The sequence below is a fragment of the Enterobacter cloacae complex sp. 2024EL-00227 genome (genome assembly GCF_043945315.1).
GTDB lineage: Bacteria > Pseudomonadota > Gammaproteobacteria > Enterobacterales > Enterobacteriaceae > Enterobacter > Enterobacter roggenkampii.
Genome location: NZ_JBIMQP010000001.1, coordinates 320,597 through 339,166 on the forward strand (window position 1 = coordinate 320,597; position 18,570 = coordinate 339,166).

General features: G+C 57.7%; 17 protein-coding genes. 11 read left to right on the forward strand and 6 right to left on the reverse strand.

Translation table 11 applies throughout. The features are described 5' to 3' along the window. Nucleotides 1-97: 97 nt before the first annotated feature. The gene (dld, locus tag ACHH0Z_RS01435; protein WP_023344538.1) at nt 98-1,846 is read right to left on the reverse strand and encodes a D-lactate dehydrogenase; all 1,749 of its coding nucleotides are present in this window, start codon (nt 1,844-1,846) and stop codon (nt 98-100) included. Between the two features lie 189 nt (nt 1,847-2,035). On the opposite strand from dld, the gene bglX reads away from it, so the two are divergent. From bglX to ACHH0Z_RS01460, 5 genes are all read left to right on the forward strand, one after another. Then, nucleotides 2,036-4,333, forward strand: a complete 2,298-nt coding sequence (gene bglX, locus ACHH0Z_RS01440; protein ID WP_045407638.1) for a beta-glucosidase BglX — start codon at nt 2,036-2,038, stop codon at nt 4,331-4,333. 147 nt (nt 4,334-4,480) lie between these two features. Beyond that, entirely contained in the window at nt 4,481-5,398 is a 918-nt protein-coding gene (locus tag ACHH0Z_RS01445) for an ABC transporter substrate-binding protein (protein WP_021241490.1), read from the forward strand. Between the two features lie 12 nt (nt 5,399-5,410). Beyond that, on the forward strand, nt 5,411-6,568 hold the full coding sequence (locus ACHH0Z_RS01450) for an ABC transporter permease (protein ID WP_023344536.1): 1,158 nt from the start codon (nt 5,411-5,413) through the stop codon (nt 6,566-6,568). Then, nucleotides 6,561-7,511: an ABC transporter ATP-binding protein gene (locus tag ACHH0Z_RS01455; RefSeq protein WP_008500897.1), complete on the forward strand. Its 951-nt coding sequence runs from the start codon at nt 6,561-6,563 to the stop codon at nt 7,509-7,511. The genes ACHH0Z_RS01450 and ACHH0Z_RS01455 overlap by 8 nt, the downstream gene beginning before the upstream one ends. After that, nucleotides 7,495-8,232: an ABC transporter permease gene (locus ACHH0Z_RS01460; RefSeq protein WP_008500896.1), complete on the forward strand. Its 738-nt coding sequence runs from the start codon at nt 7,495-7,497 to the stop codon at nt 8,230-8,232. The genes ACHH0Z_RS01455 and ACHH0Z_RS01460 overlap by 17 nt, the downstream gene beginning before the upstream one ends. Here the strand turns inward: ACHH0Z_RS01460 and ACHH0Z_RS01465 are convergent. Together ACHH0Z_RS01465 and mlrA are read right to left on the reverse strand one after the other, a co-directional pair. Then, on the reverse strand, nt 8,207-8,320 hold the full coding sequence (locus ACHH0Z_RS01465) for a protein YohO (RefSeq protein WP_008500895.1): 114 nt from the start codon (nt 8,318-8,320) through the stop codon (nt 8,207-8,209). The genes ACHH0Z_RS01460 and ACHH0Z_RS01465 overlap by 26 nt on opposite strands. A gap of 69 nt (nt 8,321-8,389) precedes the next feature. Continuing rightward, nucleotides 8,390-9,130, reverse strand: coding sequence for an HTH-type transcriptional regulator MlrA (gene mlrA, locus ACHH0Z_RS01470; protein WP_008500894.1), 741 nt, complete (start codon nt 9,128-9,130; stop codon nt 8,390-8,392). Between the two features lie 218 nt (nt 9,131-9,348). Between mlrA and ACHH0Z_RS01475 the strand changes: the two genes are divergently transcribed. The 3 genes from ACHH0Z_RS01475 to ACHH0Z_RS01485 are packed head-to-tail and all read left to right on the forward strand — an operon-like array spanning nt 9,349 to nt 12,264. Further along, a complete protein-coding gene (locus ACHH0Z_RS01475; protein ID WP_032637810.1) occupies nt 9,349-11,034 on the forward strand; it encodes a sensor histidine kinase in 1,686 nt (561 codons plus the stop codon). Next, the gene (btsR, locus tag ACHH0Z_RS01480; protein WP_023344533.1) at nt 11,028-11,747 is read left to right on the forward strand and encodes a two-component system response regulator BtsR; all 720 of its coding nucleotides are present in this window, start codon (nt 11,028-11,030) and stop codon (nt 11,745-11,747) included. The genes ACHH0Z_RS01475 and btsR overlap by 7 nt, the downstream gene beginning before the upstream one ends. Nucleotides 11,748-11,793: 46 nt before the next feature. Continuing rightward, nucleotides 11,794-12,264 carry a DUF1456 family protein gene (locus ACHH0Z_RS01485; protein WP_008500891.1) on the forward strand — a complete coding sequence of 157 codons (471 nt, stop codon included), beginning with the start codon at nt 11,794-11,796 and terminating at the stop codon, nt 12,262-12,264. Between the two features lie 110 nt (nt 12,265-12,374). On the opposite strand, the gene metG is transcribed toward ACHH0Z_RS01485, so the two are convergent. Further along, the gene (gene metG, locus ACHH0Z_RS01490) at nt 12,375-14,408 is read right to left on the reverse strand and encodes a methionine--tRNA ligase (protein ID WP_045407636.1); all 2,034 of its coding nucleotides are present in this window, start codon (nt 14,406-14,408) and stop codon (nt 12,375-12,377) included. A 137-nt stretch (nt 14,409-14,545) separates the two neighbouring features. On the opposite strand from metG, the gene apbC reads away from it, so the two are divergent. Next, on the forward strand, nt 14,546-15,655 hold the full coding sequence (apbC, locus tag ACHH0Z_RS01495; protein WP_008500889.1) for an iron-sulfur cluster carrier protein ApbC: 1,110 nt from the start codon (nt 14,546-14,548) through the stop codon (nt 15,653-15,655). 92 nt (nt 15,656-15,747) lie between these two features. On the opposite strand, the gene ACHH0Z_RS01500 is transcribed toward apbC, so the two are convergent. Continuing rightward, nucleotides 15,748-16,233 (reverse strand): GNAT family N-acetyltransferase, encoded by a 486-nt coding sequence (locus ACHH0Z_RS01500; protein WP_008500888.1) that lies wholly within the window; start codon nt 16,231-16,233, stop codon nt 15,748-15,750. Further along, a complete protein-coding gene (locus tag ACHH0Z_RS01505) occupies nt 16,178-16,510 on the reverse strand; it encodes an RcnB family protein (protein WP_008500887.1) in 333 nt (110 codons plus the stop codon). The genes ACHH0Z_RS01500 and ACHH0Z_RS01505 overlap by 56 nt, the downstream gene beginning before the upstream one ends. A gap of 487 nt (nt 16,511-16,997) precedes the next feature. Between ACHH0Z_RS01505 and ACHH0Z_RS01510 the strand changes: the two genes are divergently transcribed. Together ACHH0Z_RS01510 and ACHH0Z_RS01515 are read left to right on the forward strand one after the other, a co-directional pair. Next, nucleotides 16,998-18,134: a polysaccharide export protein gene (locus tag ACHH0Z_RS01510; RefSeq protein ID WP_032637807.1), complete on the forward strand. Its 1,137-nt coding sequence runs from the start codon at nt 16,998-17,000 to the stop codon at nt 18,132-18,134. 2 nt (nt 18,135-18,136) lie between these two features. Beyond that, the gene (locus ACHH0Z_RS01515) at nt 18,137-18,568 is read left to right on the forward strand and encodes a protein-tyrosine-phosphatase (protein ID WP_021241484.1); all 432 of its coding nucleotides are present in this window, start codon (nt 18,137-18,139) and stop codon (nt 18,566-18,568) included. The last annotated feature ends 2 nt before the right edge of the window (nt 18,569-18,570 follow it).

Consider the following 18,570-nt stretch of genomic DNA (forward strand, 5'->3'; position numbering starts at 1 on the left):
TCTTATCGAAGGCCGGAGAAACGTTTCTCCGGCGATAAGCGATTACTCTATTACGATTAAGGAGCGCTTAACAATCTCTCAAATTTGGCTGTAGGAATTAATCAGACGTTTGCGTTATGTGCCGCTCCGCGTCTGCGCTCTCTTTCCAGTATTTCTTCCGCGTTGTTTTACCGATGCCGGGATTCATGCTGTTTGTAGGGTCATTCTCGCGATAAAACTGCTTAAGTGCGTCAGGGGCTTTATAAAGATGTCCGACGTTGTGTTCCGCAGGATATTGTGCGCCGCGTTCACGCAGAAGGGCGAGCATCTGCTCCTTCAGTTCGTGTGCATCGACCCCTTTCTTGACGATGTAATCCTGATGGAAGACATAGCACATAAAGTGGCCGTAATAGAGCTTGTGCACCAGCTTGCTGTCGATTTCCGGCGGCAGGTGTTCAAACCACTCGGTGTCGTTACGCCGCAGGGCGATATCGAGCGCCAGAATATCTTCCACCTCTTCGGAATGTACTGCCTGATATCGGATGGCGGCCCCTGCGGCGGCAAAGCGGTGCAGGAAGGCTTTGCTGCCCTCTTCAGGCGTACAGGCAAAGAAATCCCCTTCGGCCGTTTTAAAGAATTCGGTCAGCCAGCTCTGCGCTTCGGCAATTCCGTCTCCGGCCATTTTCAGCAGCAGGTGATGTTCGTACCTGTCGCGCCAGGTTTTCATCCTCTCCGGCAGATGCGCCGGGAAAACGTTGCCCAGCTTCTGCATAAAGCGGTCGGTGAAGTGGGGTTTGAACAGCGACACTTTCTCCAGCATCGCGTCGGTACGGCCCTTCATGGTGAAGAAGAACGGCATTTTGTCGGTGCCGAGCTTGTCGATCATCAGGAACGTGTCTTTGCCGTAGCGCTCGGCGATGTCGTAAATGTCCCGGTGCATGTATTCGCCCGCCACCGGCAGATGGGTGAATTCGCCCAGAATATGACGGCGGATCTCCGTCAGAACCTCAGGCTGGTTGGTGCCGATGTAGAATACCTGCTGCTTTTTCTCGGCCGGGAAGGTGTCCAGACGTACCGCAAAAACGGCCAGCTTGCCCGCGCAGCCGGAGGATTCAAACAGGCGATCCGGGTCGGCGTTGTAGCGCGCCGGCGTATCGGCATTGATATCCCGCACGCGGGTCACGTAGTCATGATCGTGCGCATGGCGACCGTCGTGCTGAACGTCTTCATCCTTCACGCGATCGTCGTCGAGCTTGCTGAGGATCTGTTCTGGCGTGACGCCGAGATCGATTCCCAGGTGGTTCACCAGCGTCAGCTTGCCGTTTTCGTCAATACGGGCAAACAGGGACATCTCGGTATAGGCGGGACCGCGCTGCACCAGCGAGCCGCCAGAGTTATTGCAGATCCCACCGACCACCGAGGCGCCAATGCAGGAGGAGCCGATCACCGAGTGCGGTTCGCGGCCCAGCGGCTTAAGCGCTTTTTCGAGGGAGTAAAGCGTGGTGCCCGGGAACGCGAGCACCTGCTCGCCTTTATCCAACAGGTGCAGCTTGTCGAGGCGCAGGGTGCTGATAATCACGATGTCACGATCGTAATCGTTGCCGTTCGGCGTGGAGCCTTCGGTCAGGCCGGTGTTGGCCGCCTGCATTAAAATAATCTTGTCGGCGGCGACGCAGGCGCTCAGGACGCGCCACAGCTCCAGCAGCGTGCCGGGGAAAACCACCGCCAGCGCCTCGCCCTGACCGGAGCGGAAGCCCTTGCGGTAGCGGGCGGTTTTAGCCGGGTCGGTAAGCAGGTGAGAGGAGCCAACCAGGCGCGACAGTTCGTTAATAAAGGTTTTGTTATCGTCAGTTCGAACAGAAGACATCTTCCACTCCTTGTGGTGGGGCAAATTTCTCGCTGTAAAGCATAGCGCGATTAACTGTTAAGCGGTCGAGTATTCACGAGAAAAATCAGAGAATAACCCTGCAACGATCGGAGGGTTTGTGGCACACTGCGCTTTTCGCACGGTATGGCCGAGATCGTCCGGCGGTTATTGATGAGAGAGTAAAACGACATGAAATGGCTATGTTCTGTAGGTGTCGCCGTCAGCCTGGCGCTGCAACCTGCGCTGGCAGAGGATTTGTTTGGCAATCACCCGCTCACGCCTGAAGCGCGGGACGCGTTTGTCACGGAATTGCTCAAGAAAATGACGGTCGATGAGAAAATCGGCCAGCTGCGTCTGATCAGCGTCGGCCCGGATAACCCGAAAGAGGCCATCCGCGAGATGATCAAAGACGGGCAGGTAGGGGCCATCTTTAATACCGTCACCCGCCAGGATATCCGCAAGATGCAGGACCAGGTGATGAATCTCAGCCGCCTGAAAATTCCCCTGTTCTTTGCCTATGACGTGGTGCACGGCCAGCGAACCGTCTTTCCCATCAGCCTCGGCTTAGCGTCTTCCTTTAACCTCGACGCGGTGAAAACCGTCGGGCGCGTGTCGGCTTATGAAGCGGCGGACGACGGCCTGAACATGACCTGGGCGCCCATGGTGGACGTCTCGCGCGATCCGCGCTGGGGCCGCGGCTCGGAAGGCTTTGGTGAAGATACGTATTTAACCTCCACGATGGGTAAAACCATGGTGGAAGCGATGCAGGGCAAAAGCCCGGCGGACCGCTACTCGGTGATGACCAGCGTCAAACACTTTGCGGCCTACGGCGCGGTGGAGGGCGGTAAAGAGTACAATACCGTCGACATGAGCCCGCAGCGCCTGTTCAACGACTACATGCCGCCGTACAAGGCAGGGCTGGATGCGGGCAGCGGCGCGGTGATGGTGGCGCTGAACTCGCTGAACGGCACGCCTGCGACCTCTGATTCCTGGCTGCTGAAAGACGTGCTGCGCGACCAGTGGGGCTTTAAGGGCATCACCGTTTCCGACCACGGCGCGATTAAAGAGCTGATCAAACACGGTACCGCCTCCGATCCGGAAGACGCGGTGCGCGTGGCGCTCAAGTCCGGCATCAACATGAGCATGAGCGACGAGTATTACAGCAAGTACCTGCCGGGGCTGGTGAAGAGCGGCAAGGTGACGATGGCGGAGCTGGACGATGCCACCCGTCACGTGCTGAACGTGAAATACGACATGGGGCTGTTTAACGATCCGTACAGCCACCTGGGTCCGAAAGACTCCGACCCGGCAGATACCAACGCTGAAAGCCGCCTGCACCGCAAAGAGGCGCGTGACGTCGCGCGCGAAAGCCTGGTGCTGCTGAAGAACCGCCTCGACACGCTGCCGCTGAAAAAATCCGGCACCATTGCCGTGGTGGGTCCGCTGGCCGACAGCAAGCGCGACGTCATGGGCAGCTGGTCTGCGGCGGGCGTGGCTGACCAGTCCGTGACCGTGCTGACCGGTATCAAGAGTGCCGTCGGTGAAAACGCCAAAGTGGTTTACGCCAAAGGGGCGAACGTCACCAACGATAAAGATATCGTGACCTTCCTCAACCAGTACGAGGAAGCGGTGAAGGTCGATCCGCGCACGCCGAAGGAGATGATTGACGAAGCGGTGAACGCCGCGAAGCAGTCTGACGTCGTTGTTGCGGTTGTGGGTGAAGCGCAGGGTATGGCGCACGAAGCCTCCAGCCGTACCGATATCACCATTCCACAGAGCCAGCGCGATCTGATCGCCGCCCTGAAAGCCACCGGCAAGCCGCTGGTGCTGGTGCTGATGAACGGTCGTCCGCTGGCGCTGGTGAAGGAAGACCAGCAGGCTGACGCCATTCTGGAAACCTGGTTCGCCGGTACCGAAGGCGGTAACGCCATCGCCGACGTGCTGTTTGGCGATTACAACCCGTCGGGCAAGCTGCCGATGTCCTTCCCGCGCTCCGTCGGGCAGATCCCGGTTTACTACAGCCACCTGAATACCGGTCGCCCGTACAACGCCGACAAGCCGAACAAGTACACCTCTCGCTACTTCGACGAAGCTAACGGCCCGCTCTATCCGTTTGGTTACGGCCTGAGCTACACCACTTTCAAGGTCTCCGACGTGAAAATGTCGGCGCCGACCCTGAAGCGTGACGGCAAGGTCACCGCCAGCGTTGAGGTGACCAACACCGGCAAGCGCGAAGGGGCTACGGTGATCCAGATGTACGTGCAGGATGTCACCGCGTCGATGAGCCGTCCGGTGAAACAGCTGCGCGGCTTCGAGAAGGTCACGCTGAAGCCGGGGGAAACCAAAACCATCAGCTTCCCGATCGACGTGGATGCGCTGAAGTTCTGGAACCAGCAGATGAAATACGATGCGGAACCGGGCAAATTTAACGTCTTTATCGGCATGGACTCCGCCCGCGTGAATAAAGGCGAGTTCGAGCTGCTGTAACCTTTCCCTCCTTTGCCTCCCCCCGTCCTGCGGGGGAGGCGTCTTACCTTATGCTAAAAAGGCATTTTGACGGTTAATTCCGCCGTTTTAAGCTACGCTTTTCTCTCAAGCCTCTGAAAAAGGCAGCAAAAAAATGAGGATAGCGGAATGACGATTGCAAAGGGGATGTTGGGATCTGCGGTGTTACTGGCGGCGCTGAGCCTGCCGTTACAGGCGGCGGAGCCGGTAAAAGTGGGTTCGAAGATCGATACCGAAGGCGCGCTGCTCGGCAATATCATCTTGCAGGTGCTGGAAAGCCACGGCGTGAAAACGGTCAATAAAGTTCAGCTTGGCACCACGCCCGTCGTGCGCGGCGCGATAACCTCCGGCGAGCTGGATATCTACCCGGAATACACCGGCAACGGCGCATTCTTCTTCAAAGATGAAAACGATCCGGCATGGAAAAACGCCAAAGCCGGGTATGAGAAAGTCAAAAAACTCGACGCGGAACAGAACAAACTGGTCTGGCTGACCCCGGCACCGGCCAACAATACCTGGACTATCGCCGTGCGCAAGGACGTGGCGGAGAAAGGGAAGCTGACTACCCTGGCGGATCTCAGCCGCTACCTGAAAGAGAAGGGCGACTTTAAGCTTGCGGCGTCGGCGGAGTTCATCGAGCGTCCTGACGCGCTGCCCGCGTTTGAAAAAGCCTACGACTTCAAGCTCGACCAGGCGCAGCTGCTCTCGCTGGCGGGCGGGGATACCGCGGTGACCATCAAAGCGGCGGCACAGCAAACTTCCGGCGTTAACGCGGCCATGGCCTACGGCACCGACGGCCCGGTGGCGGCGCTTGGCCTGCAGACCCTGACCGATCCAAAAGGCGTACAGCCAATTTATGCGCCGACCCCGGTGGTGCGTGAGGCGGTGCTGAAAGCGTACCCGGACATTGCAGAATGGCTCAAACCGGTATTCGAAAAGCTGGATGAAAAAACGCTGCAGCAGCTGAATGCCAGCATTGCCGTCGAGGGGCTGGATGCCAAAAAAGTGGCCGCAGACTTCCTGAAACAACAAGGGCTTGTGAAGTAACGGGAAAAGGCTGTGCCAATAAAATGTCATAACCGCGTCCTGCTGCTGCTGGCCTGCGTGGCCATCGCAGCGGTCGCGTTACCGTTTGTCAACGTTGCCCCAAACCGTCTGATGTCGGGGGAGGGAAAAGCGCTCTGGCAGGTCTGGTCGTTTACGCCGGGGTGGCTGGCGGCGGCGCTGGGCGCGTGGGTGATCCTGTCGCTCTGGCAGGGACGCCTGGCCCAGTGGCTGACGCTGCTTCTCTCTGAAGGGCTGTTTATTCTCCTGTTCTGGAGCGCCGGGCTGGCGGCGACGCATATGGCCTCGGCGGAAAGTCCGCTGGCGAGAACCACTATCGGCAGCGGCCTGTGGCTGTGGCTGGCGCTCTGCCTGCTGGCCTGCAGCGATGCGATTCGTCGACTCATCCCCAGCGCCGTCTGGCGATGGGTGTTCAATGCGCAGATATGGTGTATTCCTTTACTCCTGCTGTTCAGCGGTGAGCTGAACAGCCTCTCGCTGTTAAAAGAGTACGCCAACCGTCAGGAGGTGTTTGATGATGCCCTCGCGCAGCACCTGACGATCCTCTTCGGTACGCTCTTTCCGGCGCTTCTGGTTGGGATCCCCCTTGGTATGTGGTGCTATCGCCATCCTTCACGCCAGGGCGGGGTTTTTACCGTGCTCAATGTTATCCAGACCATTCCTTCCGTCGCGCTGTTTGGCCTGCTGATTGCGCCGCTGGCCGGGCTGGTGAAGTCGTTTCCGGCGCTGGGAATGCTGGGAATAGCCGGAACGGGATTAACGCCCGCGCTTATCGCGCTGGTGCTGTATGCCCTGCTGCCGCTGGTACGCGGCGTGGTCGCGGGCTTAGGTCAGGTCGCACCTGACGTGCTGGAAAGCGCCCATGCGATGGGAATGAGCGCGCGGCAGTGTTTCTGGAAAATTCAGCTGCCGCTGGCGCTGCCCCTGCTGTTGCGCAGCCTGCGGGTGGTGGCAGTCCAGACCGTCGGCATGGCGGTGATTGCGGCGCTGATTGGCGCGGGCGGCTTTGGCGCGCTGGTCTTCCAGGGGCTGCTGAGCAGTGCCCTGGATCTGGTGTTATTGGGCGTGGTGCCCACGATTGCGCTGGCGGTTGTCGTCGACGCACTGTTTGCCTTATGGCTCGCGCTGCTCGGGAGAAGAGCCAATGATTGAATTTCATGATGTCAGTAAAACCTTTGCCGGTCGCCCCGCGGCGAGCCACCTGAACCTGAACTTTGCCGAGGGGGCGTTTTCCGTGCTGATTGGCACCTCCGGGTCGGGCAAATCCACCACCCTGAAGATGATCAACCGGCTGGTGGAGCATGACAGCGGGCTGATCCGCTTTGCCGGGGAAGAGATCCGCAGCCTGCCGGTGTTGGAGCTGCGCCGTCGGATGGGCTATGCCATACAGTCTATCGGCCTGTTTCCGCACTGGACGGTGGCGCAGAACATCGCCACCGTGCTGCAGCTGGAGAAATGGTCGCGGACGAAAATCGCCGAACGTGTTGATGAGCTGATGGCTCTGCTGGGGCTAGAGCCCGCGCTGCGCGACCGCTATCCGCACCAGCTTTCCGGCGGGCAACAGCAGCGCGTGGGCGTGGCGCGTGCGCTGGCGGCCAACCCGCAGGTGCTGCTGATGGACGAACCCTTCGGCGCGCTGGATCCGGTCACGCGCGGGGCGCTGCAGGCGGAGATGACCCGCATTCACCGCATTCTTGGACGCACGATCGTGCTCGTGACGCACGATATTGATGAAGCTCTGCGCCTGGCCGACCATCTGGTGCTGATGGATCATGGCGAAGTGGTGCAGCAGGGCTCGCCGCTTGAGCTGTTAACCTGGCCGAAGAATGACTTTGTGCGCGAGTTTTTTGGCCGCAGCGAGTTGGGCGTCAGGCTGCTCTCCCTGCGAACGGTGAGCGACTATATGCGTCGGGAGGCGGCGCCGGTGAGCGGCGAACCGCTGCAGGCGCAGATGAGCCTGCGGGATGCGCTCTCCGCGTTTGTCGCGCGCCAGTGCGAAGTATTGCCCGTTTCTGATGCCCGGGGCGCGCCGTGCGGCACCTTACACTTTCGCGATCTGCTGGCCGGGGAGGTGACGCGTGAAGGCACTGCGTGATCCGCTTCTCTGGCTGGTAGCGCTCTTTGTCGGCTTACTGTTTCTGATGCCCCACAGCGCGGCGCTGTTTAACAGTCTCTTTCCCGGGCTGCCGCGGCCGGTGTATCAGCAGGAGAGCTTCATTAATCTCGCCCTGGCGCATCTCTGGCTGGTGGCGCTCTCAAGCGCCATCGCGGTTGTGCTGGGCGTGGGGGCGGGCATCGCGGTCACGCGGCCCGCGGGCCGGGAGTTTCGCCCGCTGGTGGAGACGATTGCGGCCATCGGACAGACATTTCCCCCGGTGGCGGTGCTGGCGATAGCGGTGCCGGTGATGGGCTTTGGCCAACAGCCTGCCATCATTGCGCTGATTCTGTACGGCGTATTGCCGGTGCTGCAGGGCACGCTGGCGGGCCTCGCGGCGGTACCTGCGTCCGTGCTGAGCGTGGCGGAAGGGATGGGGATGAGTCGCGGTCAGCGGCTGCGCAAGGTTGAACTGCCGCTAGCGGCACCGGTTATCATTGCCGGGATCCGCACGTCGGTCATCATTAACATTGGGACGGCGACCATTGCGTCGACGGTCGGCGCTAATACGCTGGGCACGCCGATTATTATCGGCTTAAGCGGGTTTAATACGGCGTATATTGTGCAGGGAGCGCTGCTGGTTGCGCTGGCGGCAATCGTCGTCGATCGCGCTTTTGAGCGGCTGGCGCTGTACCTCAGCCGACACCGCCGCGAACAATAAACGAGTACCCTGCCAGCATCACGCCGCCGATACCGCTTACGGCCATCAGGACAAAAAGGGTAATAATGGCCAGTTTGGTTGCCTTCATCATGTGCTCCTGTTGTTAACGGAACAATTATACGGTGAAGCGCAGCTGTTAATGAACCATTAAATGCCGTTATGGCTCATCCGGACCAAGGGAATAGACCGGGTAACCATTCTCACGCCATTCCGTCAGCAGCTGTTGCTGCGAGGCGGACGGCACTTCGCCACACCAGACCAGCAGGGTCTGGCCGTCGAAAAACTCAGGTCTGAGCTGCGCCAGCGAGTGCGCCAGAACATCCACGCGCCAGCCCTTCTGGGTGGCAATCCACGCTTCCAGCCACAGGCGGGTGGTATCGTGTACGTTCCAGCCGACAACCAGCGCATCTTTTCCGGCTTTGTTCTTCGCTGAGGCAAGGCAGACGGCAATGTAGTTGATCAGCACGCCGTCGAGCATGCTGAGCAGCGCCTGCAGGGTGGACTGCTGGCACTGCAGGCGTCGCCGGAGTGGAATGAAAAGATGGGAGATCAGCGTCTGCGCCGGGTAATCGCGACCCTGCTCTTTTATCCATCCACGCAGGCGCTGCAGGTTGCCCGCCTGCAGGAGTCGCAGCAGAGTTTCCTGTTGTTCGCGCCAGAGATGTTGCGTATCCGGGTCGTCGTGGCTCAGCAGGGACTTCACTTTCCCAACCTGCACGCCGTTGTCGATCCAGCTTTTGATTTCGCGAATGCGGTCGATATCGTCATCATTAAAAAGGCGATGCCCACCGTCGGTCCTCTGCGGTTTGAGTAATCCATACCGTCGCTGCCACGCCCGTAGGGTAACGGGATTGATATCACAAAGGAGTGCCACTTCACCGATCGTGTAAAGCGCCATATTCGCCCCCTGGCTTACGCGTCCCCAGCTTAACTGTAGACCCACTTTGCCGAACCAGGAAGAATTGATTGTTTTTTGCACAAAGAATGCGAAGCGTATGCGATATTCTGAAAAAGGTGTGATAACGGGCACGATTTTGCGCTTTTTTGGGATGCTTCAAAGAAAGTTGAGCCGCATCCGTGTATGTTACGCGTTTTTTAGCGTGTGCGGTTTTGAGTATGTACGAGTTTAACCTGGTGCTGCTGTTGCTTCAGCAGATGTGCGTGTTTCTGGTCATTGCCTGGCTGATGAGCAAAACGCGCCTGTTTATCCCGCTGATGCAGGTCACCGTCCGTCTGCCGCACAAATTCCTCTGCTACGTCGTATTTTCCATATTCTGCATTATGGGGACCTGGTTTGGTCTTCATATCGAAGACTCTATTGCCAATACGCGCGCTATCGGCGCGGTGATGGGCGGGCTGCTCGGCGGTCCCGTCGTCGGGGGGCTTGTCGGTTTAACCGGGGGGCTGCATCGCTATTCCATGGGCGGGATGACGGCGCTGAGCTGTATGATCTCCACGATCGTTGAAGGGCTTCTCGGCGGCCTGGTGCACAGCTATATGATCAAGCGCGGTCGCCCGGATAAAGTCTTCAGCCCGCTCACCGCCGGTGCCATTACCTTTGTGGCCGAAATGGCGCAGATGGCGATCATTCTGCTGATTGCCCGTCCGTTTGAGGATGCGCTGCACCTGGTCAGCAGCATTGCCGCTCCGATGATGGTGACCAATACCGTGGGCGCGGCGCTGTTTATGCGCATCCTGCTCGACAAGCGCGCCATGTTTGAGAAGTACACCTCGGCCTTTTCCGCCACGGCGCTGAAGGTTGCCGCCTCGACGGAAGGGATCCTGCGCCAGGGGTTCAACGAAGAGAACAGCATGAAGGTGGCCCAGGTGCTCTACAAGGAGCTGGATATCGGCGCGGTGGCGATAACCGATCGGGAAAAGCTGCTGGCCTTTACCGGTACGGGCGACGATCACCATCTGCCGGGCAAGCCGATCTCCTCAGCCTATACGCTGCGCGCCATCGAAACCGGCGAGGTGGTGTATGCCGACGGTAACGAAGTGCCTTACCGCTGTTCGCTGCATCCCCAGTGCAAGCTGGGCTCCACGCTCGTGATTCCGCTGCGCGGCGAGAATCAGCGGGTGATGGGCACCATCAAGCTGTATGAGGCGAAAAACCGTCTGTTCAGCTCCATCAACCGCACGCTGGGGGAGGGGATCGCCCAGCTGCTGTCCGCGCAAATCCTCGCCGGGCAGTATGAGCGGCAGAAAGCCCTGCTGACGCAGTCGGAGATTAAGCTGCTGCATGCGCAGGTCAATCCGCATTTCCTGTTTAATGCCCTCAATACGCTCAAAGCGGTGATCCGCCGCGACAGCGATCAGGCCGCGCAGCTGGTGCAGTTTCTGTCGACCTTTTTCCGCAAGAACCTGAAGCGGCCGTCGGAGATTGTGACCCTCGCCGATGAGATTGAGCACGTAAATGCCTATCTGCAGATTGAGCAGGCGCGTTTCCAGTCGCGTCTGCAGGTGTCGCTCTCCGTGCCGGACGAGCTGGCGTATCAGCATCTTCCGGCCTTTACCCTGCAGCCGATTGTGGAAAACGCCATTAAGCACGGTACATCACAGCTGCTGGGAAGGGGGGAGATAACCATTGCCGCCAGCCGATTCAACCATCACCTGGTGCTGGATATTGAAGATAATGCCGGGCTTTATCAGCCTTCGGCCTCCGGCGGTTTAGGGATGAGCCTGGTGGATAAACGCCTGCGCGCCCATTTTGGCGATGACTATGGCATTACCGTCGCCTGCGAGCCCGACCGATTTACCCGTATTACCGTACGACTGCCGCTGGAGGAAAACGCATGTTAAGAGTGCTGATTGTGGATGACGAGCCGCTGGCACGGGAAAACCTGCGCGTTCTGCTGCAGGAGCAGCCGGATGTTGAGATTGTGGGGGAATGCGCCAACGCCATTGAGGCTATCGGCGCGGTGCACAAGCTGCGCCCGGACGTGCTGTTCCTCGACATTCAGATGCCCCGCATCAGCGGGCTGGAGATGGTCGGCATGCTTGACCCGGAACATCGTCCCTACATCGTGTTTCTGACGGCGTTCGACGAATATGCCGTTAAGGCCTTTGAGGAGCATGCGTTTGATTATTTACTCAAGCCGATTGAAGAGAAGCGTCTGGATAAAACGCTCACCCGTTTACGCCAGGAGCGCACCGTGCAGGACGTCACGCTGCTGGCGGAGAACCAGCAGCCGCTGAAGTTTATTCCCTGCACCGGGCACAGCCGGATCTATCTTCTGCAGATGGATGATGTGGCCTTTGTCAGCAGCCGCCTGAGCGGGGTATTTGTTACCAGCGCGGAAGGGAACGAAGGGTTTACCGAGCTGACCCTGCGCACGCTGGAGAGCCGCACGCCGCTGATTCGCTGTCACCGCCAGTACCTGGTGAATATGGCGCATCTGAAGGAGATCCGCCTGGAAGATAACGGCCAGGCCGAGCTGGTGCTGCGCGCCGGGCAAACCGTCCCGGTCAGCCGCCGCTACCTGAAGAGTTTGAAAGAGGCGATTGGGCTGTAAAGCTGGTACACTGCGCGCCATTGCATCATCGACATTCGAAGGCTCTATGCTAAGTAACGATATTCTTCGTAGCCTGCGCTACACCCTGAAAGCGAACAATAACGACATGGTGCGCATTCTTGCGCTGTCCGACATGGAATCCACGTCTGCGAGTTTTGACACGTGGATGACCAAAGAAGACGAAGAGGGGTTTGTCCGCTGTCCTGATATCATTCTGTCGGGCTTCCTGAACGGCCTGATTTACGATAAGCGCGGCAAAGATCCGGCCGCGCCAGAGCTGGCGCTGGAGCGTCGGGTGAACAACAACACGGTGCTGAAAAAGCTGCGTATCGCGTTCTCGCTGAAAACGGACGATATCGTGGCGATCATGACCGAGCAAAAATTCCGCGTATCCGTGCCGGAAGTGACCGCCATGATGCGCGCGCCGGATCATAAAAACTACCGCGAGTGCGGCGACCAGTTCCTGCGTAATTTCCTGCGCGGGCTGACCCACCGGGTGCATCACCCGAAGGCGTGATGTTTAGCCGGGTGGCGGCTTCGCCTTACCCGGCCTACAAAACCCGTAGGCCCGTGCAGGCGTAGCGCCGCCGGGCAAAAAAAAGCCGGAGATAATCTCCGGCTTTTTTGTTATTTCACCTGCTGGCCAGGCTTCGCGCCTTCGTCAGGGCTTAACAGGAAGATATCTTTCCCGCCAGGGCCTGCGGCCATCACCATCCCCTCAGAGATGCCGAAGCGCATTTTGCGCGGCGCCAGGTTGGCGACCATCACGGTCTGACGGCCGATCAGCACCTGCGGGTCCGGATAGGCAGAACGGATGCCGGAGAAGACGTTGCGCTTCTCGCCGCCCAGATCCAGCGTCAGGCGCAGCAGCTTGTCAGAGCCGTCCACAAACTCCGCGTTCTCGATCAGCGCCACGCGCAGGTCGACTTTGGCGAAATCATCGAAGGTAATGGTTTCCTGAATCGGATCGTCCGCCAGCGGGCCGGTGACCGGTGCCGCAGCCGCCTTCACTTCTTCTTTGGATGCTTCTACCAGGGCTTCAACCTGCTTCATCTCGATGCGGTTGTACAGCGCTTTGAAGGTGTTGACCTTGTGACCGAGCAGCGGCTGCTGAATAGCATCCCAGGTCAGTTCGGTGTTCAGGAACGCTTCAGCGCGGGCTGCCAGCTGCGGCAGAACCGGCTTCAGCCAGGTCATCAGCACGCGGAACATGTTCAGACCCATGGTGCAGATCGCCTGCAGGTCGGCGTCACGGCCTTCCTGTTTCGCGACCACCCACGGAGCCTGCTCGTCCACATAGCGGTTGGCAACGTCGGCCAGCGCCATGATTTCGCGAATCGCTTTACCGAACTCGCGGCTTTCCCAGACTTCGCCAACCGCAGCGGCGGCATCGGTGAAGGTTTTATACAGCTCAGGATCGGCCAATTCGGCAGAAAGCACGCCGTCAAAGCGCTTGGCAATAAAGCCCGCGTTACGGGACGCCAGGTTCACCACCTTGTTCACGATGTCCGCGTTCACGCGCTGCACAAAATCTTCCAGGTTCAGGTCGATATCGTCGATGCGGGAAGAGAGCTTCGCGGTGTAGTAGTAGCGCAGGCTGTCCGCGTCGAAGTGGTTCAGCCAGGTGCTGGCCTTGATGAACGTCCCGCGGGACTTGGACATCTTGGCGCCGTTCACCGTCACGTAGCCGTGAACAAACAGGTTGGTTGGCTTGCGGAAGTTGCTGCCTTCCAGCATGGCCGGCCAGAACAGGCTGTGGAAGTAAACGATGTCTTTGCCGATGAAGTGGTACAGCTCGGCGGTAGAGTCTTTCTTCCAGTATTCGTCGAAGCTGACGGTGTCGCCACGCTTGTCGCACAGGTTCTTGAAGGAGCCCATGTAGCCGATTGGCGCGTCCAGCCAGACGTAGAAGTATTTACCCGGCGCGTTCGGGATTTCAAAGCCGAAATACGGCGCATCGCGGGAGATATCCCACTGCTGCAGGCCGGATTCAAACCATTCCTGCATCTTGTTCGCCACCTGCTCCTGCAGCGCGCCGCTGCGGGTCCATGCCTGCAGCATTTCGCTGAAGGACGGCAGGTCGAAGAAGAAGTGCTCTGAGTCACGCATCACAGGCGTGGCGCCGGAAACCACGGATTTCGGCTCGATAAGCTCGGTCGGGCTGTAGGTCGCGCCGCACACTTCGCAGTTATCGCCGTACTGGTCCGGGGATTTACATTTCGGACAGGTGCCTTTGACGAAGCGGTCCGGCAGGAACATGCCTTTTTCCGGATCGTACAGCTGAGAGATGGTGCGGTTTTTGATAAAACCGTTCTCTTTCAGACGGGTGTAGATCAGCTCCGACAGCTCGCGGTTTTCGTCGCTGTGCGTGGAGTGATAGTTGTCATAGCTGATGTCAAAGCCTGCAAAATCGGTCTGATGCTCCTGACTCATTTCGGCAATCATCTGCTCCGGGGAGATCCCCAGCTGCTGCGCTTTCAGCATGATCGGCGTGCCGTGGGCATCGTCCGCACAGATGAAGTTAACCTCGTGGCCGCGCATTCGCTGGTAACGGACCCAGACATCAGCCTGGATATGCTCCAGCATGTGGCCGAGGTGGATTGAGCCGTTGGCGTACGGCAGTGCGCACGTTACCAGAATTTTCTTCGCGACTTGAGTCATAGTAGGCATTACTTCTTTTAACTGTGAAAAGGGTTTTTGATATTACCAAAAGGGGCATTATTAAGTAAGCACAAACCACGGCCTTTCAGGTAAACTTGTTCATCTAAGGTCTTATTCACAAGAACAAAGGAGTCGGGATGAGTTCTCAATCCCAGGCCAAATCACCGGAAGCCTTACGAGCAATGGTCGCCGGGACGCTGGCTAACTTTCAGCATCCAACCCTGAAGCACAATCTCACTACGCTGAAAGCGTTACACCACGTTGCCTGGCTGGACGACACGCTGCACGTTGAGCTGCAGATGCCGTTCGTCTGGACCAGCGCCTTTGACGCGCTGAAAGAGCAGACCAGCGCCGAGCTGCTGCGCATTACCGGCGCGAAGGCAATCGACTGGAAGCTGAGCCACAGCATCGCCACGCTGAAGCGCGTGAAAAACCAGCCTGGCGTCAACGGCGTGAAAAACATCATTGCCGTCAGCTCGGGCAAGGGCGGGGTGGGGAAATCCTCTACCGCCGTAAACCTGGCGCTGGCGCTGGCAGCGGAAGGGGCAAAGGTCGGTATTCTGGATGCCGATATCTACGGCCCGTCTATTCCAAACATGCTGGGCGCGGAAAACCAGCGTCCAACCTCGCCCGATGGGACCCACATGGCGCCGATCATGGCGCACGGTCTGGCGACCAACTCCATCGGTTACCTGGTGACTGACGATAACGCCATGGTCTGGCGCGGCCCGATGGCCAGCAAAGCGCTGCTGCAGATGCTGCAGGAGACGATGTGGCCGGATCTGGATTATCTGGTGCTGGACATGCCGCCGGGGACCGGTGACATCCAGCTCACGCTGGCGCAGAACATTCCGGTGACGGGTGCCGTTGTGGTGACCACGCCGCAGGATATCGCGCTGATCGACGCCAAAAAAGGCATTGTGATGTTCGAGAAGGTGGAAGTGCCGGTGCTCGGTATCGTTGAGAACATGAGCATGCACATCTGCAGCAACTGCGGTCACCACGAACCTATCTTCGGTACGGGCGGGGCAGAAAAACTGGCTGCGAAGTATCACACCCAACTGCTGGGACAGATGCCGCTGCACATTACCCTGCGTGAAGATCTGGACAGCGGCAAGCCGACGGTCGTCAGCCGTCCGGACAGCGAATTTGCAGAGATGTATCGTCAGCTGGCGGGTCGCGTTGCGGCGCAGCTTTACTGGCAGGGCGAAGTCATCCCGGGCGAAATCGCGTTCCGCGCGGTGTAATACCTCTTCTCTTAGTGCCGGGTGGCGGCTTCGCCTTACCCGGCCTACGAAATACGGTTTTGTAGGTCAGGTAAGCGAAGCGCCACCTGACTTTACCCAAGCCGATAGTGCATCAAATAATACTCTCCCTCCGGAGAATCCCCCGTCGCCTCAATGTGCCAGCCGTGCCGCTGGTAAAACGCGACAGCCCGCGCATTCTTCACCAGACACTTAAGCGAACCTGTACTGGTAAACGTCTTCTGCACCTGTTCCAGAAGCATTTTCCCGACGCCGTGGCTTTGATACTGCGGGTCAACAAAGAGGTTGTGCAGAAAATTATCGTTCGCCCAGACGGAGGCAAAGCCCAGGCGATGGCCGTTCTGCGTGGCAACCCAAATCACTTCGTCACGGGTGGCCGCGTCAAAGTCTTCCAGCTGCCAGTCTGAACTGTCCAGCCATGGCCAGGCCTCACGCCGGGCGTGGAGAAAGAGCGTGCGCAGGAAAGGACGATCGCTTTCCTGCCAGGGGCGGATCAGAATGGTCTTAGCGGTGATAGAAAATATCTCCGTTATAGGCTTTGTAGATTTTGCCGTCCGCATCGCCGATCAGCACGTAGTTCTCGCCCATGTAGGTCCAGTGGGTTCCGGCATCTGGGGCCGGCAGGTTACGCAGCTGGTACTGTTTGATGGTGTACTCCGGCGTTTGATACTGCGCCGGCGCCGTGTCGCCAATCTTGAATTTCGTGAAGTCAGCGATGAACTCTTGTTCTTCATAGGCCTTGATGCCGGAGGGTGCAGCGGCCGTTTGCGGGGCAGAGAATGCGGATCCCGCCAGAGACAGTAATACACCCAGAAGCAGCAGTTTACGCTTAGCCATTTTTTCTCCAGTGATATCGTTACAGATACTTTTCGTCTGCGGGACGTCGAAAGCGAAGCAGACAGTCCATTTTAAGTATCAACGCAGGGGATGTTTGAAAAAAAATGTAACAAAAGTGGACGGTTTTGTGTAGCCCAATTGCGTGATGTTTATCAGTATCGGGAATATTGTCGATGCATTATATTTTTAATATTTATCATTTCATTAATTAATTCTGAAAATAACTTTCCATATCAAAGTTAGAAAGCGAGGCGAATGCTTTCTCTCTGAAGAGCATTTAATATTGCCTCCGGATGAAGCGTGCTGACATCCGTTTTTTAACCAGGTCGAGTATAGGATCTGTTTTTTAAAGCGCGGGTGAGGTGTGTTTTATAAGGGCAGGAAGTTCATCTCTCATAAGCATAATTGATTACATTTCATGGGGTTGGATTGGGTCTTTTTACAGGCTTAACGATAAACGCAACGTTAAAAAGAAATATTTATATTAATGAAAAGTACAACTGCATTTTCGCTGTTATTTCTCAGTATTAGTCAGTTAACAGGGTGCGTTTTTTCACCTGGTCAGAGCTTAAGTGTGTCAGATAAGAAAGTTATTTCGGCGGAAGAGGCAAATTATCAGCTTGATAAGCGCGTGGAAATTTTTCCGCTGACGCCGGAGTGGATTGAAAAACTGCGCCCGCCCGTGTCGAAATCTCAGGCAAATCCTAATCTGGACAAGCAGATCAAAAACTGGGAATACCGTATTGGTGCAGGCGACATTCTGACGGTCACCGTCTGGGATCACCCTGAATTAACAACGCCCGCAGGACAATATCGTAGCGCGAGCGATACAGGCAACTGGGTCAACGCTGACGGTACGCTCTTTTATCCCTATGTCGGTAAACTGCGGGTGGCAGGAAAAACGGTTTCACAGGTACGTGAAGAGATTACGGCTCGACTGGATAGCGTCATTGAGAGCCCGCAGGTGGACGTCAGCGTAGCCTCCTTCCGTTCACAAAAAGCCTACGTCACCGGAGAGGTGGAAAAATCGGGTCAACAGCCGATAACCAATATTCCGCTGACGGTGATGGATGCGATTAACGCCGCGGGTGGGCTCTCGGCGGATGCCGACTGGCGTAACGTCGTGCTCACACACAATGGACAGGACGCCCACCTCTCACTCTATGCCCTGATGCAGCATGGCGATTTGACCCAAAATAAGCTGCTTTATCCTGGCGATATCCTGTTTGTTCCCCGGAACGACGCGCTGAAAGTGTTCGTAATGGGCGAGGTGGTGAAACAGAGCACCCTTAAGATGGATCGTAGCGGCATGACGTTGGCCGAGGCCCTGGGCAATGCCGGGGGGCTTAACCAAAATATGGCCGATGCAACCGGCATTTTTGTTATTCGCCAGGTATCGAAAAAAGGTGACACCGACAAAATCGCCAATATCTATCAGCTGAATGCGGAAGATGCTTCAGCCATGGTGCTGGGTACGGAATTCCAGCTTGAGCCGTATGACATTGTCTACGTCACCACGGCACCGCTATCGCGCTGGAATCGCGTGATCTCCCAACTGGTGCCCACCATCAGCGGCGTACATGACCTGACCGAAACCGTTCGTAACATCAGATCGTGGCCGTAGTCATGTTCCATTCAATCTTAGTGGTCTGCACCGGCAATATTTGCCGCTCACCCATTGGTGAGCGGCTATTGCGTCAGCAATTACCCGGCAGGCAGGTCACCTCTGCAGGTATTTTCGGACTAGAAGGACGCCCGGCGGATGCGAGTGCGCAGGCTGTGGCCTTGCGTCACGGCCTTTCGCTGGAGGGGCACGTTGCCCGCAGGGTGACGTGCAGTCTGTTGCAACAGTCCGACTTGATTCTGGTGATGGAGCCGGAACACCTTCGTTTTATTGCCACAATGGCCCCGGAGAACCGGGGAAAATCGCTGCTATTTGGACAATGGCTGGAAACCCAGGACATTCCCGACCCGTATCGCAAAAGCCGTGAAGCCTTTGAATATGTTTTCGGGCAATTGGGGAAAGCCAGTCAGGAATGGGCTCGTCGTTTGAGTTAACA

Bases quoted from the DNA above. Each gene is read 5' to 3' on its own strand.
- dld (WP_023344538.1), bottom strand. From the start codon at position 1,846: ATGTCTTCTGTTCGAACTGACGATAACAAAACCTTTATTAACGAACTG.
- bglX (WP_045407638.1), top strand. From the start codon at position 2,036: ATGAAATGGCTATGTTCTGTAGGTGTCGCCGTCAGCCTGGCGCTGCAA.
- ACHH0Z_RS01445 (WP_021241490.1), top strand. From the start codon at position 4,481: ATGACGATTGCAAAGGGGATGTTGGGATCTGCGGTGTTACTGGCGGCG.
- ACHH0Z_RS01455 (WP_008500897.1), top strand. From the start codon at position 6,561: ATGATTGAATTTCATGATGTCAGTAAAACCTTTGCCGGTCGCCCCGCG.
- ACHH0Z_RS01465 (WP_008500895.1), bottom strand. From the start codon at position 8,320: ATGAAGGCAACCAAACTGGCCATTATTACCCTTTTTGTCCTGATGGCC.
- mlrA (WP_008500894.1), bottom strand. From the start codon at position 9,130: ATGGCGCTTTACACGATCGGTGAAGTGGCACTCCTTTGTGATATCAAT.
- ACHH0Z_RS01475 (WP_032637810.1), top strand. From the start codon at position 9,349: ATGTACGAGTTTAACCTGGTGCTGCTGTTGCTTCAGCAGATGTGCGTG.
- btsR (WP_023344533.1), top strand. From the start codon at position 11,028: ATGTTAAGAGTGCTGATTGTGGATGACGAGCCGCTGGCACGGGAAAAC.
- ACHH0Z_RS01485 (WP_008500891.1), top strand. From the start codon at position 11,794: ATGCTAAGTAACGATATTCTTCGTAGCCTGCGCTACACCCTGAAAGCG.
- metG (WP_045407636.1), bottom strand. From the start codon at position 14,408: ATGACTCAAGTCGCGAAGAAAATTCTGGTAACGTGCGCACTGCCGTAC.
- apbC (WP_008500889.1), top strand. From the start codon at position 14,546: ATGAGTTCTCAATCCCAGGCCAAATCACCGGAAGCCTTACGAGCAATG.
- ACHH0Z_RS01500 (WP_008500888.1), bottom strand. From the start codon at position 16,233: ATGCGGACGGCAAAATCTACAAAGCCTATAACGGAGATATTTTCTATC.
- ACHH0Z_RS01505 (WP_008500887.1), bottom strand. From the start codon at position 16,510: ATGGCTAAGCGTAAACTGCTGCTTCTGGGTGTATTACTGTCTCTGGCG.
- ACHH0Z_RS01510 (WP_032637807.1), top strand. From the start codon at position 16,998: ATGAAAAGTACAACTGCATTTTCGCTGTTATTTCTCAGTATTAGTCAG.
- ACHH0Z_RS01515 (WP_021241484.1), top strand. From the start codon at position 18,137: ATGTTCCATTCAATCTTAGTGGTCTGCACCGGCAATATTTGCCGCTCA.